At 36.7% G+C, this 15,215-nt stretch carries 12 protein-coding genes and 1 pseudogene; 1 reads left to right on the top strand and 12 read right to left on the bottom strand.

Translation table 11 applies throughout. From position 1 onward, the window contains the following. Positions 1 to 24: 24 nt before the first annotated feature. From allD to fdrA, 5 genes are all read right to left on the bottom strand, one after another. Positions 25 to 1,092: an ureidoglycolate dehydrogenase gene (gene allD, locus NPA36_RS01890; protein WP_256944423.1), complete on the bottom strand. Its 1,068-nt coding sequence runs from the start codon at positions 1,090 to 1,092 to the stop codon at positions 25 to 27. 65 nt (positions 1,093 to 1,157) lie between these two features. Further along, complete coding sequence (locus NPA36_RS01895) at positions 1,158 to 2,384, bottom strand: dicarboxylate/amino acid:cation symporter (RefSeq protein ID WP_256944424.1); 1,227 nt, start codon at positions 2,382 to 2,384, stop codon at positions 1,158 to 1,160. 51 nt (positions 2,385 to 2,435) lie between these two features. After that, complete coding sequence (locus tag NPA36_RS01900) at positions 2,436 to 3,683, bottom strand: MFS transporter (protein ID WP_256944425.1); 1,248 nt, start codon at positions 3,681 to 3,683, stop codon at positions 2,436 to 2,438. A gap of 27 nt (positions 3,684 to 3,710) precedes the next feature. Continuing rightward, positions 3,711 to 4,538: a DUF2877 domain-containing protein gene (locus NPA36_RS01905; RefSeq protein ID WP_256944426.1), complete on the bottom strand. Its 828-nt coding sequence runs from the start codon at positions 4,536 to 4,538 to the stop codon at positions 3,711 to 3,713. Beyond that, positions 4,504 to 7,512 (bottom strand): bifunctional FdrA/YlbE family protein, encoded by a 3,009-nt coding sequence (gene fdrA / locus NPA36_RS01910; RefSeq protein ID WP_256944427.1) that lies wholly within the window; start codon positions 7,510 to 7,512, stop codon positions 4,504 to 4,506. Before fdrA ends, NPA36_RS01905 begins: the two co-directional genes overlap by 35 nt. Before the next feature lie 120 nt (positions 7,513 to 7,632). Between fdrA and NPA36_RS01915 the strand changes: the two genes are divergently transcribed. After that, positions 7,633 to 9,213: a PucR family transcriptional regulator gene (locus NPA36_RS01915; RefSeq protein ID WP_256944428.1), complete on the top strand. Its 1,581-nt coding sequence runs from the start codon at positions 7,633 to 7,635 to the stop codon at positions 9,211 to 9,213. Positions 9,214 to 9,594: 381 nt separating this feature from the next. Here the strand turns inward: NPA36_RS01915 and NPA36_RS01920 are convergent, their stop codons facing one another. The 7 genes and pseudogenes from NPA36_RS01920 to NPA36_RS01950 form a co-directional block, all read right to left on the bottom strand. After that, positions 9,595 to 10,632 carry an oxidoreductase gene (locus NPA36_RS01920; protein WP_256944429.1) on the bottom strand — a complete coding sequence of 346 codons (1,038 nt, stop codon included), beginning with the start codon at positions 10,630 to 10,632 and terminating at the stop codon, positions 9,595 to 9,597. A 2-nt stretch (positions 10,633 to 10,634) separates the two neighbouring features. Beyond that, positions 10,635 to 11,120 (bottom strand): zinc-binding dehydrogenase, encoded by a 486-nt coding sequence (locus NPA36_RS01925; RefSeq protein WP_256944430.1) that lies wholly within the window; start codon positions 11,118 to 11,120, stop codon positions 10,635 to 10,637. Continuing rightward, entirely contained in the window at positions 11,113 to 12,471 is a 1,359-nt protein-coding gene (locus NPA36_RS01930) for an IS4 family transposase (RefSeq protein WP_256944431.1), read from the bottom strand. Before NPA36_RS01930 ends, NPA36_RS01925 begins: the two co-directional genes overlap by 8 nt. 131 nt (positions 12,472 to 12,602) lie before the next feature. Continuing rightward, a pseudogene (locus NPA36_RS01935) lies at positions 12,603 to 13,184 on the bottom strand (alcohol dehydrogenase catalytic domain-containing protein); the annotation flags it as partial. Further along, positions 13,184 to 13,819 carry an ABC transporter permease gene (locus NPA36_RS01940; RefSeq protein WP_256944432.1) on the bottom strand — a complete coding sequence of 212 codons (636 nt, stop codon included), beginning with the start codon at positions 13,817 to 13,819 and terminating at the stop codon, positions 13,184 to 13,186. The gene NPA36_RS01940 and the pseudogene NPA36_RS01935, both read right to left, overlap by 1 nt. Next, the gene (locus NPA36_RS01945; protein WP_256944433.1) at positions 13,816 to 14,583 is read right to left on the bottom strand and encodes an ABC transporter ATP-binding protein; all 768 of its coding nucleotides are present in this window, start codon (positions 14,581 to 14,583) and stop codon (positions 13,816 to 13,818) included. The genes NPA36_RS01940 and NPA36_RS01945 overlap by 4 nt, the downstream gene beginning before the upstream one ends. Further along, entirely contained in the window at positions 14,564 to 15,208 is a 645-nt protein-coding gene (locus NPA36_RS01950) for an ABC transporter permease (RefSeq protein WP_256944434.1), read from the bottom strand. Before NPA36_RS01950 ends, NPA36_RS01945 begins: the two co-directional genes overlap by 20 nt. Positions 15,209 to 15,215 lie beyond the last annotated feature (7 nt).

Below are 15,215 nucleotides of genomic sequence, written 5' to 3' on the forward strand. Positions count from 1 at the left end.
ATATCTAGTTACTAATGCTCTATTCTATTCCTTCTCCGCAAAAGCATTGGATCCACCATATTTATCAAAATGAACTATATCACTTTTTAGATATTCATAAATATTCTTTTCAATTGGTATACCTTCATTCATGTACTCTTCAAAATTAAGCTGATTGATTTCCCCTGGATAATACACTTGCCTAAAACCTTCTGCCGCTGGAATAGCATGCAATTCATCCACCATTGTTTCAATACTTTTCTTAAATGTTTCCAGATCTGTAAACCGCTCTGGATCAATCAAGATATATATTTGACCCAAATCTCTTCCTTTAGTTAAATCTGTATACATAGAAGAGACATGTTTTCCAAAAGGTAAACCTAGTAGCATCCCTGATAAAATATCCACCATCATCATTAACCCAAATCCTTTTGGACCCGAAATTGGTAGTAGCCCATGTACATCATGTGGATTAGTCGTTGGTTGCCCTTTAGCATTCACAGCCCAAGTATCTGGTATCTCTCTATTCTTAGACCGAGCATCTAAAATTTTACCCCATGCTTGCACAGTCGTTGCCATATCAAAGACAACTGGTTCTCCATGTTTTCTCGGAGCACCAATAGCAATCGGATTAGTCCCGAAATAATTTTCCGTACCTCCAAAAGGAACTACCATTGGATCAGATTGGCACATACAAATACCAATCAAATCTTTTTGTGCAGCCCTTTTAACATAATATGATAAAGCACCGCTATGACTCATATGCTTAATACCGACAATCGCTACACCAGATTCTTTAGCCATATCCATTGCGTAATCTAAACCTTTTAGAGCTACAAATTGACCTACACCATTTTCACCATGAACAATACCCGAACTCGGTCCAGTTTTTTCAAACGTTATTTTCGGATCTAGATTCACGCCACCTTTAGCTATTCTTTCTGCATAATAATCTACACGAACCGCACCATGGGAATGAATTCCATTCGCATCGGCAAAAACAAGATGCTCAGCGACACTATTAGCATGACTAGACTTTAATCCTGCCTTTTCTAATTTATCTTGAATCAAGTCATGTAGCTCTTGAGCTTGTACAATTACTGTTTCGTTCATTATTCTGTCCTTTCATAAAGATAGGTTTTGAAATCAAGTTTTCAATTTCAAAACCTATCTATTCACTATATTTTGACTTTCCCATTAAAAATATCATAATCAATCTCATTGACAGATTTTGCTACAATAATAGCCGTGTAAACATCTGAGTTAACATTTAATATCGTACGAAGCATACCAACAAACCATTCTACTCCCGCAAAAATTGCAATACTTTCAATTGGTAATCCCATTTGTGGCACAATAATCGCTAAAGAAACTAATCCTGCTCCTGGAACAACAGCATTGGCCAGCGAGATAAATGTGGCTGCAATTGCGACATAAACTATTTGTTGGATTCCAAATTCAATATTATACATTTGTGAAATAGCTGTTACTGTGATAGCCATATGCATAGCTGAACCATTACTATTCAATGACATGCCTAATGGCAAAACAAGATTTGTAATTCTATCACTTAACCCCAACTTATACTTTGTCTCTTCCATTGCTATTGGTAAAGTAATCGCTGATGAAGTTGTTGCAAGTGCCATAATAGACATATTTTTCATATTGCGTACTAAACGAATTGGATTTACTCTTGCATATAATGTAATCACTAAAATCCATAGAATCATAAACAGTAGCGTAGCAAAGGCATATACTGTTAAATATTTTATTAAAGGTAAAATAATTTGAATTCCTAAGTTACTAATTGTGGATGAAATTAATGCAAAAATCCCAATTGGTGCTATAACCATCACATAACGGATAATCATAATAATCACATCATTGAAATCTACAATAATTTTAGCCAGTTGTGATTGTGGATCCTTTTCCATAAACTTATTTAATGCAACACCGAAGAATAAGGCGAAGACAATAATTTGAATAATAGAGCCTTTCGAAAGAGAATCAAAGATATTGATTGGGAAGAAGCCTAAAAGGGTTTCTGAAAAAGAAATTTCTTGTGCTTGTATGGATGAATTCTGTAATCCTGCTACATTAGAAGCGTCACCTGCCTTAAACACAAGTGCCATAAAAATTCCCCAAACAGCCGCCAGAAATGAAGAGATTCCAAAAACAAAGATCGTTCTTCCACCTAAACTTGTTAATTCTTTTGACTCAATGCTTCCTACAGCTTGTATAATTTGACCTAATATCAAGACTGGTATCACCATCTGCATCAACTTTAAAAATACATCTCCGAGTATTTTTAAATGTTGAGCAATAACCGGGAAAAATAATCCTAGTAAGATACCTAAAATGACAGCAATAACTATTTGGGTTATCATGGACACTTTTTTTGTCATTATAAATCCCCCTCTGTTACCGTCAGTAATCGACGGACCAAACCTTTCGCTCTATTGATTATCCGTTGCTTTCTCTTTTGCCATGACTGCAAATAAAACTAAACCTATAATTAACAAGATACTTGCTAAATAAAAACCTACTTGCATAGAACCTAATGTGTCTGCTAAAAATCCTGTAACATATGGTGCTAAAATTGATCCAGACATTCCAATAAAGTTATAAGCACTTAATGTTGTTCCTAAAGCTCCAACTGGCGCATTTCGAGTAACATAAGTAACGACGATTGGATCAAGTGCCAATTTCCCAGTCAATCCGTACAGAACCAAAACAGTGATTAAGAGCGTACGATCTTGTACGAATGCAATTGCAAAAACTGATAAAACTGCTAATGGTAACAATGTGTATACTAATGGTTTTGTCTTGCCCAATTTGTCATTGATTCTAGCAAAAAGTAAAGCGCCTGGAATCGATGCCCATGGAACCAGAGAAGAAATAAATCCAACACTAGTTCCTTCAAATCCTCGCTCAGTAATCAAAAATTGTGGTAACCAAGTAATGATTACAAAATTTGCATAAATACTACAGAAACACAAGATAAATGCCGCTACAAGATTACGGTTACTAAAAATTGTTCCTAAAGATACAGATTTTTTGATAGGTTCTTCCTTGATGGGTTTGTCAGCATCTTCCGGACGAATCACTTTCTCTTTCAACATAGTGTAAAAAATGATGCCGACAATCAACGTTGGAATTGCCATAATAAAGAATGGTCTACTCCAATGCTCACCATTTTCTAAAACCAGCTTACTAGAAAGTAAGTACCCACCAGAAGTACCAAATGCCATCCCACTATTGATAATAGCATTTCCAATAGTTCTTTTATTATCAGGAATCGCTTCGGTTGATAAAGCATATTGTGGTCCATAATATGCCCCTTGACCAATACCTGCAAATGCACGGATCATCAAGAAAATAATGAATGTAGTTGCAAGTCCAGTTAAATAAGTCATAATTGCCAATACGATAAATCCAATAGATATAACAAGTTTTCTACCAATCTTGTCTCCAATAACTCCAAATGGTATTTGAGCAATTGCATATGTTAGAAAGAATATACTATTTGCTAGTCCAAGTTGTGTGTTACTTAGCCCAAACTCTTTTCCCACAACTCCCATAATTGGATTGAAAATAGTCCTTGTTGCATACATCAAAATCCAGCCTATAAAGAATATCGCCACAACTTTTATCCAATAAGTGTTACTTACTTTAACCGCTTGTTGATTATTTGCATTTTTCATATGACCCCTCTTTTCTATAGTTATATTTTATTGAAGTCCTAAAAGTAATCCAAAACACATATCTTTTCCTGATGAATGACCAATATACATAAGTTTATCCACACTTTTTTGAATCTGTGCCTGTATTTGCTCCGTTGCTAAGTCAGAAAATAATTGAAAAACAAATGAGTTCACGTACCCTTGAATTGCCCCTAGAATATAAGCTTTACTGATATCAGTCGTTGCTAACGGAGAATGAGCTAGAACTGAAGATAGCACCTCAGCTCTAGAATCTCCTCTTACACGCAAAACAGAAAGATAAGTAGTTATAATATCATCTCCGCTTGGCGTAAGACCCTTGCCTCTACCAATCAAATAAGTAATTACTTCTTGCCATTGCTCTATACTTATTTTTGATGATGTCATAAGCGAAAAAATATATTTTGCTTGGTCATTCATTTCAAGCCCAATTAGTAATTCTAGTCTTTTTGATTTTAATATGTCTTGTAGCGGTTGAAGTTTTTGATTTTCAAGAGTAATAGTCGAAATATTAAGAGTAACGATATCAGCATCTTCTACAGAAAGTGTCACCACTCCTTTGTGACTATAGAAAGTAAATTGATTCTCTCTTATTTTGACGATATTTCCTTGTTGTACATATGGAAAAATTTGCTGAAAAATATCATCTGGTAAAGAAATTCCGAAACTCGATAAATACTCTGGAAAATTGGTAACATTAATTAACTGCCCTCCCCCTTCAATATTAAATGAATTTTCAAAAACACTGTGCACTCTGGCATTTCTTCCAAAACGATGGATTGGACAAATTAAACTACTGATTCTAGCTTTCAAAATCAATCCCCAATCCTCTTGCATAAGCTTCTAACGCCTTTTCGAAACAGCCTAAAGGCGCTCTTACAGTACCTGCACCAACTTGACCCACACCAGCCTTACGGTGAGCAATTCCCGTATTAATAATAGGTGTAATTCCTGTTTCTACAACTTTTCTAATATCAATACCTAAACATGTCCCCTTGAAGTCCCATGTTGGAATAGAGAATGTTGGGTTATGACCAACACAAATTTTTGCCATTTCATTCGAAATATCCAATGCATCTTGGAAACCGCCAGCTCCAACAAAACGTGTAACTCCTGGTGCGGCAACCATTGCCATACCACCAACACCAACTGTTTCAGTAATTGCGCTGTCTCCTATATCTGGATTCCCATCTTCTTCTGTAAATCCAGTGAAGTATAGACCTTTTGGTGTATTAACTGGTGCATTATGCCAATCATCTCCTGTTTCAGCAATACGAATACCAAATTCCACCCCATTCCGTGTCATAGTAGTAACGATTGTTCCCTTAGTACCTTTTCTAGCACCATCAACAATTGCTTTCCCAGTTGCCATCATAATATTTAAGAAGAATTGATCGGTAGTAGCTAAGAATTTTATAACTTCATATTTCTCTTCTTCTGGAATATCCAACTGAATAATTAAAGGAGAGATTTCCTTCAAGAAATTCAAGGAAGCAGCCATATTACGTTGATGGAACTCATCTCCCATAGTAATTGAACGAGCAATCAATACATTTAAGTTAATTCCCTCTTCTGAATTTCTTAAAGCTTTACCAATTGTTGGCCCTAGAACATCTTGTATCCAAATTAAACGATCAACAACTTCTTGGGAATAGGCTCCAAACCTCAGCACTTTCCCAATACCTTCATTCAAAATACAGTAAGAATGATTTCCTTCCGCGCGATTTTCAACGACGAATACTGGCATATTTGCAGAAGTAATTCCTCCCATTGGACCAACAGCTTGTACATGATGACATGGAATGAAACGAACATCCCCTGATTCTAACAAAGCAACTGCTTCCTCTTCACTTTCTGCCCATTTTTCAAAGAGTGCTGCCCCAATACAAGAGCCTTGCATCGGACCTGTCATCTCAGGAAAATTGATTGGCGGTCCAGCATGTAATAAAGTCTTCTTCTCTTCATTCAACTCAGGAATAACTGTTTTTGCTGGAACCACATCAATTAAAAATGGCTGTGCATTCTGGATTTTATCAGCAACTAAATGATTGTCTGATTCAATATTTTCTGCATGTTCTTCAAGTGCATCTAAAATACGAATCATTTTCTTATTTCCGCTGGCACGTGGGCGCCAATTAAATTGTTCAGAACTACCGCCATATTCTAAAATTGATTCATTGAAACTTTGCAAGCCAACATTGATAATGCGAGGTTTTGTCGTCAATAATTCCATTACTTTATCGCTAGCCTTTGGTACTATGAGTAATGGCCCTTCATAAGGAATAGTTTCTTTATCTGCATCTTGTAGGTCGATACCTTTAAGCAATAAAGCTAAACGTACTGCTTTGGCATTGCTATCTTCTACCAATACACCAGCATCTTCTAAGCGTTTCACTGTATCCAGATAATTTTGTGGGTCTTTTGTCGTTCCACAAACAGTTGCAATAAAATACAAATCACGTCCATCATCTTTTGCCGTTTCAATTGCTTCTTGAATAGAAGGCAATAAAGCTGATGCCATATCATCGTGTGCACCATAACCAAGTACAATATCTAAAAGGATAATACCTGTAGCCTTATCCTTTGCATATTCACGAATTTTACTAATACGTGTTTCTGGATCAATCATTGGGTGTGGTTTTCCTTGTGTATAAATATCATCACCCAAATCTATTACATCGTATCCACCAATTCTTAAAATATAGCCTTCTTCTTTAACTAATCCACCTAGATTTAAAGCTTCGGAAATTAGCATTCCTGCTTCTGATGCTAGTGTGCCCCCAGAATATAGCCCTTTTACAACTTTATCCTCGGATAATTCAGGTAGATTCGGTTTTTCAATTACTTCTGTATAGTTTGACTTCACTTTTTCTTCGTTAGCAAGGTCAACCGCAATGCGAGCAGTTTCTTCCAAGGTATGAGCTAAATAAACTTTTCCTTCATGTTTATCTGGCTTCTCGCCTAAGAAAATTGCTACTACCGGCTTAGAAATACTCTGTAAGAGTTGTACAACTTCATCTCTCACTTCTTTTGCAGGCGGTTTAGAAATGACACAGATAACATCAGTTGGTTCATGATTCTCTAAACCGATGATGGCATCCTTCATGGTAATCGCACCTACTTTATCGCTTAAATCACGACCACCAGTACCAATAGCGTGAATTACTCCACCACCTAAACGATCAATAATTGTTGTTACTTCCTGAATACCTGTCCCTGAAGCACCAACAACACCAATATTCCCAGGAGAAACGACATTAGTAAAGGCTAAGGGAATGCTTGAAATAATTCCTGTTCCACAATCTGGCCCCATCATCAACAGACCTTTTTCATGTGCCAGTTTCTTCAATCGAATCTCATCTTCAATAGCAACATTGTCTGTAAATGAAAAAACATGTAATCCATTTTTCAGTGCTTTTTCCATTTCGGCTGCACCATATTCTCCTGGAATACTAAATAAGGCCATATTGGCATCTGGTAGGGCCTCAAGTGCTTCCGCCCAAGATGTTGATGCTGTTTTTGTTTCCCCACCTTTTGAAGATAAGTCACTTAGAAATTCTTCAACAGTCGACAGTACCTCCTCCATAACATCTTCGTCGGCACTATCCACCACAATCATCAAATCATTAGGTGAGGCCGTCTCTGCTTCAGCTGTCAACAAATTTGTATTTTGTAAAATATCTTTATTGGCGTCCGTCCCCATCATAACTTGACTCATCGTAACATTTTCAAAATCATTGATTTTGTTTGTAAGCAACATCAAGTTGATAGAGTCCTGATAATTATTCTTTAAGATAACAGTATTTAACATTTTAAATTCCTCCTTCTCTCTACTTACTTTATTGTATTTATTAATGTTTACGTTTACAATTGAATAAAATCTAAATATAAAAGCTGTTTTTTATCCAAATAGCGCAAAAAGGAGAAAATGATGAAAATTAAAGAATTGATGGCTCTAGATCTTTTTAAAAAAAGTAAATTACTAACTGGTGACATTGGTTTAGAAAATGAAGTTAGTTCTGCAATGGTATTAGAAGCAATTGATATTGAAAAATGGAGTAAAAGAAATCAATTAATATTAACCTCATTTTATGCATTTCAAAATGTCCCTGAAAAAGAATGGGATAATTTTTTTGAAAAAACAAAAGAAATCGGTATTAGTGGTTTGGTTATAAAAATGGATCGCTTAATTACAATGATTCCTGAATCACTAATTGATTTATGTTTCCAATATGAGATTCCTTTAATTAAAATCATGGCAGATATCAGTTATGAAAAAATAATGTTGACCATTTACGAACCTATAATTTATGCACAAGGGCATCTACTTCGTGTTTACTATAATGTCCGTCAGCGTTTTGCAGAGTTGGGAAGAAATTTACAGTCGTTTGAGCAAATATTAGATGTCGTTTATCAATTAATGGAGGCTCCTTGTTCCTTGGAAATCCCTGGCTCGAACGTTTCTATTCACCGCGGAAGACGCTTTGAGAATTATGTCGTGACACAGAGTAATTATCTAAAAACAAACGAGTTTACTAAAAATAGCTACGAGCGTTTACTATTATTATCACCAGATCATTCTCAAGAATTGGTTGCCTATAAAACTACCATAATGACGAGAACCAATGATTACTGCACTTTGATGGTATACCAACAACATCAAGAAATTCGAGAATCCCATATATTAATTCTTGAAAATGCCATTGATGTGATTCATGAACATTTACAGTTACAATACCAAATCAAAAAAGATCGTCATACGCGTTTAAACAATTTAGCGGATGCGATATTGCAAAATACCCCCTCAAATATGGACGAGTTAAACAGCTTATTAGATGATGCAAATATGAACTCCTATCCCTATTATCAAGGTGTAGCCTTTACAAGACATAAAGGAGATCAAGTTCCTTTAGATAAGCTGATGGTAAAAAAAATTAGTTCCTTAAGGAAGAATACATTATTTTTTGAACACTATAACTACACCATCATCTTATATAATTTAAAAGAACGTAAGAGTATACTCACAAAAAAAGAACTACAACAACTATTTACTACTGAAATCCCCTTATCTAAAGGAGTTACTATCTCACTCAGCCAAATAAAAGAGAAAAATCAACTAAAACGAATTATGTTCGAATGTTTAAACTCATTACGATTTAATAATAAGCTTCATATTGGCCCTATTATTTCTTTTAAAGATTTAGGAATCTTCCAATACTTTATGGAAGATGAGCATTTTGAAAGATTAGAAGTTTTAATACCTGAAGAGTTGAAACTTCTACAATTAAACCATTATGACTTTTTTGAAACCCTGTATACTTTCTTCAAATGTGGTCGAAATTACAAAAGAACAGCTGAATTGCTCTTTCTGCATCCAAAAACCGTTAGGTATCGACTTAAAAGAATTGAAGAAATACTCAATATAGATTTATCAAATCCAATACAGTTAGTAAATTACGAGATTTCTACTCATTTACTTAAAATAAAAACTAAGAGAGAAAATACTCTCTGAAAATTCAACATCAAATAATAGTACTGGGGGTTGGGCAAAAAGTCCAAATGGTAAACAAATAAAAGAGTTCCCCAGAAATCTATCCGAAATAACGGTGTAAAGCATAGCTGACACACAGTGGATGTTTCGGCTTCAGCCGATTTACAGCCACGTAGACAGCTAAGCCAGTGAGACCTTGGCTCACGGCGGTGCCACCGTTCCCATTTCGGATAGATTTCTGGGGAACTCTTTTATGATTTAGAATGCTTTTATTTTATTACAGACTTTTTGCCCAGCCCCTTAAAATAAAAACAAAAAATCCTGCAAAAATCAGAAACGATTTCTGCAGCATTTTTATAAATCTCATAAATTATTATCATTCTACTCTCTTTACTAATCAAATCACTTATGTTGCCCTCTAAAATAAGATTGATTAAACACCTGAAACTCCTTATCTTTCAACTCTTTAGCAGCATCTGCCAACCAATTGACATTTCTAATTAGGGCACGTCCTTGTAGGATAAGGTCTGCTTGGTTATTTTGTAGGATATATTCACATATCCCTGGTTCTGCTAGTAAGCCAACAGCCGTTACAGGAATTGTCACTGCTTCTTTCATAGCCATTGTCAAGTGAACTTGATAACCGGGACAGATGGGGAAATTTGGTTTAGCTTCTGTCACCCCTCCTGCTGAAACATCGATACAGTCCACGCCATCTCTCTCCAACCATTTTCCGATAGTTTGCCACTCTTCTATAGAATTTTGTTGGCCAGCTTCAAGAAAATCTGTTAAAGATAGGCGAACCCATAGAGAGCCTTTGTAAACATGGCGTACAGATCCAATAATTTCCTCAAGAAAACGATAGCGGTTCTCTAGGCTTCCTCCGTACTGGTCCTGTCTTTTATTAGTTGCCGGAGACAAAAATTGATTGATGAGGTAGCCATGAGCTCCATGTATTTCAATCATATCAACGCCTGCTTCTACTGCTCTATTAGCCGCTTCAATAAACTTATCTTGTATGTCCTTAATATCCAATAAACTCATCTCTTTAGGTGTAGCAAAGTCCTTATTAAATGCTAGAGGACTTGGCGCTATAGGTTGAACAGCATCCTTAGCCTTACGACCAGCATGGGCTAGCTGAATGCCAACCTTAGTACCTAGAAAATGAAGACTTTCAACTAGAGCTTTCAGTCCGACGATTTGTTGGTTATTCCATAGGCCCAAGTCATAGTCAGATATACGCCCATCCGGGTCAACAGCTGTTGCCTCAATCATGATTAAGCCTACCTGAGAGATGGCACGCGCCCCATAATGAGCCATATGAAATGGTGTCACAATACCATCTTTTTTTCTTACTTCATACATACACATGGGTGCCATAACCACACGATTTTTTAAGGATAAATTGGCAATTTCAACTGGTGATAATAACATTGACATCATTAAACCTCATTTCTATCTGAACTTTTTTCTAATAACACAATGACCTTGCCGAAACTATCCTTGCTCTGCAAATAATCATGGGCTAGCTGTATTTGGTCTAAATGAAAGATTTTTTCTGGTTTAATGGAAATATGATAATTGGAAATATAGTGTAACAAGTCATTTATTTTCTGGCTACTGACATGACCAGAGTAGAAGCTAGTTAGGTAGGTATTCTCTTTGATATCCATAATCGGGTCAAATTCTTCCAGATACCATTGTCCGCCTAATTGTCCCGTACTACAAATAATCCCTCCAGCATTTAGATGCTTGAATGAATTTTTAATGGTAGCTGGACCAATCAACTCTAAAATTTTGTCATAAGAATTAGTTGTTTGTAATTGGCCATCTTTATCTTCTATAACTTCACTAAAACTTGAAACATCAAAAATGCCTATAAACCGCATAATATCAAGCAAAGGAACCATAAATTTAGTTTCAAGCAATCATTTTCAACTGGTTTTGTGTTGCCTTAGGCAATTTTTGGATAAACTGCTCCATGATGTGATGTAATACCTCTTCAGTAAGAACCATTTCGTTGGCAAATACCTCTTTAAACAGTTTCAACAGTTGGACAAGAGCCTCTGAAAAGCTGATATCTGATAGTTCCTCAATCATCAAATAAAACAACTCACCCATCGTTCTTTCATCTACTTGTTCACGATGTTGAACCGCTAAAATGAGGTAACTAACTGCGACCGTAATGGTATGCGCAAAAACACCATCATAAGAAAGTCCTTGATACTTGGCCAAACGAAGGTGTTGTTTACAGACTTTGAAATAGACTTCGATAGACCAACGTTTTCCATACAATTGGATCACTTCATCTTCACTCAAAGAAGTATCTGTTGTGGCGAGAACGAGATAATCATTGCGTTTATTGCGATTTCTGACATACACCAGTTTTATTGGAACTTCCTTGCCGTCCACTTCAGAAGCTACACAAACAGATAGTAAGTATCTAGAGCGACCTCTTCGCTTTTTCTCAGCTTGGAAAATGGTTTTGACATCTACCCAATTTCCCTTGTAGCCATAATAGACTTTCTTTGAGCGTTTGATCATACAAACAGCGTGTAGCTTGATGTCAGATAAAGCGTGAAACACTTTTGGGCTGGAAAACCAGGAATCAAATAGAACGTAGTTCGCCTTTATGCCTTCTTTTAGCGCAGCTTGAAGAAGCTCTACCAGCACCTCCGTTGCTTTCCGTTGGGCTTGAGCTTTTCTTTTCCCAGAGTGTGTGCGATGATCTAGTTTATCTGCTTCACGTGCTTTCTTACTGGAAGACAAGAGGCTAAATGAAACAGGCAAAAAGGTATTGCCATCACTCCATCCCAGTTGAAGAAAACGAAAGCCTTTCTTGTGTTTATGGTGGACATGATCATATTGCCAACCACACAGCTCTACTTGTTTGGCATTTAAACGTTCATACATGGAATCGTCTACGATAAACACCTCTTTGCGCTCCTCATCTGTCAATGGACGGATAAAGTCAATGACCTGTTTGGATAAGAGCATCAAGAATCGTTGCCAGTTGATTTTTCCGTTGTTTAACAGGTTGCGAAAGGTTTTATCACAGAAGCCTAGATGGCTTTGGCGGAGCTGGAAATCACGAAAGGTAGAACGATTTGAAAAGATTGTTGTCACCAGGTAGCTAAACAGTACCAGGAAACTGATGCCTTTTGATTTTTGTGCATTCGATTTTCTGGCAATAGCTGATACATTAAAGCGTTTGAAAAAATGATCGATAGATGACGAAATATCGTTTTTATTTGAGTTATTTGATGGTATACTAGACATGGCATGAACACTCCTTGGTAGATGGTTTTTTGACAACTCTATTTTACCAATTTGGAGAGGTTCATGCTATTTTTATGGCGTAAAAGTTAGGTATATCAAGGGTTAGACACGCTTTTTGATGTTTCAAGTTTTAGAACTTCATTAAATCCAGATCTTAGTAACAGCTCGCTTTTTGATAAACTACGGCTTGTTCCATCTACAATAATATCGGGGAAATGCCCCTTTAATAAATGAAGCAAGGCTACTCCAACACCACTTGTCGCACCACGAACTAGAACATGATCAGTCTGCTTGATTTGAAGGGTTAGCATTGACCCAAAAGCTGTATAGTAGGTTTCCGGGATGGTTGCTAATTCTTCCCAAGAAAGTTTGGTCTCAATGGGATAAATCTGCTCATTAGGCAACAAAACATATTCCGCATAGCTTCAATCAAAATCACGTCCCATTTCCCCCATGATGGAAATGACTTTTTGTCCTTTAGGTAGCTTATCTGAGTTGCTTGTTTCTTCAATAACACCCACACACTCAATCCCTAAGATTCTTGGAAACTGAACAGATGGTGACTTCCCTTCTCGAGTAAATATTTCTGAATGATTAATGCCAAAGCCCATGATTTTAACAAGCGACCATCCTGCAACAACCTTTGGCTTTGGTACTTCCGTAAGAACCAATTGCTTGCTATCCCCTGCTTGGTATACTACAACAGCCTTCATTAGCGTCCCTCCAAATATAGTTTTCTTAAGCAAACTCTCTCCAATAATTGAATCAGACCATTTGCCATTAAGCAAAGCAAAATGGTTAGAAGGGTCCCCCAAGCAATCTTGACTAAGCTTTGGGTTCGTAAGCCGTCGAATAGAATAACCCCTAACCCTCCTGCATTTATCGTTGCGGCGATGGTAGCAATCCCAATAATAGATGTCAGCGCCAATCGTATACCACTAAATATTGCTCTTGAAGAAAGAGGTAATTGAATGTTGAAAAAAACTTGTCTTTCTGTCATTCCCATACCGATAGCCGCTTCAATAATTTGAGGGTTAATCTCTTGGATACCCGTTAAAAAATTCCGTAATAAAATATACTCGCTGTATAAGGTTAATACCACAACAGCCGTAGTAAAACCCAAACCACTTAGAGGGATTAAGAGAGCGAAAAAGGCATAGCTAGGAACAGAGTACAAGACAGAAAAGAAATAGGTAATCTGCTTCAACCAGTTTTTGTGTTGAATAAAGGCATAGACTAGAACCATGCTCAATAATAAAGCTAAAAATAAGGATGTTATCACCAATTGAAAATGACCAATTGTAGCTTTCAATAAGTCATCATGATAGTTCATCAAGTATTCAATCATTTCAAACTCCTCCAAATAGCCTCTTCCTCATAGACAGTATCTAAGAGTTCTTTGACAAAAGCGGTTTGGGGATGTCGCACAATTTCTTCTGGGCTAGCAAACTGATGAATTTTCCCTTGGTCCATTATCATGACCTTATCGCCTAATTGAAAGGCTTCATTGATATCATGGGTCACGAACATAAAGGTTTTATCCCCTAATTCTTGATGAATTTTCTTGATTTGTTTTTGCAACACTTTTCGGGTAATGGCATCCACAGCGCCAAATGGTTCATCTAAGAGCATAATCTTAGGATTTGCTGCCAACGCTCTTGCTACACCAACTCGCTGTTGTTGCCCACCTGACAATTGATTAGGGTAGCGGTTATAAAATTCCTCATAAGGAAGCTGCACCAATGCCATAACTTCTTTGACGCGCGAACGAATTTTTTCTTTGTCCCAAGCCAATAATTCTGGAACGGTGGCAATATTTTTTTCAATCGTCATATGCGGAAACAAGCCTATTTGTTGCACCACGTAACCAATATTTCGGCGAAGCTCAATGGGGTCAATTGCTTTTATATTTCGTTCATTTATTTCAATGTTACCACTGTCTGCCTCAATTAGTCGATTGACCATTTTTAGGGTAGTTGTTTTTCCAGATCCTGATGACCCTAAAATACTAATAAACAATCCCTCTTCAATCTCAAATGACAGGTCCTCAATGATGTTCTGTCCGTTAAAATCCTTTGATACTCCTTCAAACTTAATAACTAGATTGGACACGATTCTTCAACACCTTTCCAATAATAAAGTCTCCTAATAGCATGGTCGATAGCGACAGGATCGCTACAGACAGTCCACCAATTAAAAGCAAATCCATGCGGTAAAGGCCTAAACCTGTCATAATAAGTGTGCCTAATCCACCAGCACCAATATAAACGGCTAAAGTTGCACTCGCTATAATTTCTACCAAGGCTAATTTAATACCATTTAATAAATAGGGCAGTGCTAAAGGGAATTCAATTCTTCTGAACAGCTGTCTAGAGGTCATACCCATCCCTAGCGCCACTTCTTTGCTACTAGCAGGGACTTCATTGAAGCCTAAGATTGTGTTAACTACGATTGGAGGTATGGCTAAAAAGACTAAGGCAATAATCGCAGGAAGTTTACCCACACCCAGTATTGGAATTAAAAAAAATAAAAGTGCCAGACTTGGTATAATTCGTAACAGTTGTGATGTCGAAATAATCCATTCAGAAAGCCCTTTGTGTTTATAAGTAGCCATTCCTAAAGGTAAGCCTATCAGTATGGCCATGACCAATGAAATAAGACTTAATTCTAGGTGTTCTACAACGTATTGAAGATAACTTGTCATATTGTTGCTAAAATAATCTATGATTTGATTCATGTTTCCT

Source organism: Granulicatella seriolae (genome assembly GCF_024543085.1).
In the GTDB taxonomy this organism is placed as follows: Bacteria; Bacillota; Bacilli; order Lactobacillales; family Aerococcaceae; genus Granulicatella; species Granulicatella seriolae.

Coding starts and splice junctions, on each gene's coding strand:
- allD (WP_256944423.1), bottom strand. CDS start 1,092: ATGAACGAAACAGTAATTGTACAAGCTCAAGAGCTACATGACTTGATT.
- NPA36_RS01895 (WP_256944424.1), bottom strand. CDS start 2,384: ATGACAAAAAAAGTGTCCATGATAACCCAAATAGTTATTGCTGTCATT.
- NPA36_RS01900 (WP_256944425.1), bottom strand. CDS start 3,683: ATGAAAAATGCAAATAATCAACAAGCGGTTAAAGTAAGTAACACTTAT.
- NPA36_RS01905 (WP_256944426.1), bottom strand. CDS start 4,538: ATGCAAGAGGATTGGGGATTGATTTTGAAAGCTAGAATCAGTAGTTTA.
- fdrA (WP_256944427.1), bottom strand. CDS start 7,512: ATGTTAAATACTGTTATCTTAAAGAATAATTATCAGGACTCTATCAAC.
- NPA36_RS01915 (WP_256944428.1), top strand. CDS start 7,633: ATGAAAATTAAAGAATTGATGGCTCTAGATCTTTTTAAAAAAAGTAAA.
- NPA36_RS01920 (WP_256944429.1), bottom strand. CDS start 10,632: ATGTCAATGTTATTATCACCAGTTGAAATTGCCAATTTATCCTTAAAA.
- NPA36_RS01930 (WP_256944431.1), bottom strand. CDS start 12,471: ATGTCTAGTATACCATCAAATAACTCAAATAAAAACGATATTTCGTCA.
- NPA36_RS01940 (WP_256944432.1), bottom strand. CDS start 13,819: ATGATTGAATACTTGATGAACTATCATGATGACTTATTGAAAGCTACA.
- NPA36_RS01950 (WP_256944434.1), bottom strand. CDS start 15,208: ATGAATCAAATCATAGATTATTTTAGCAACAATATGACAAGTTATCTT.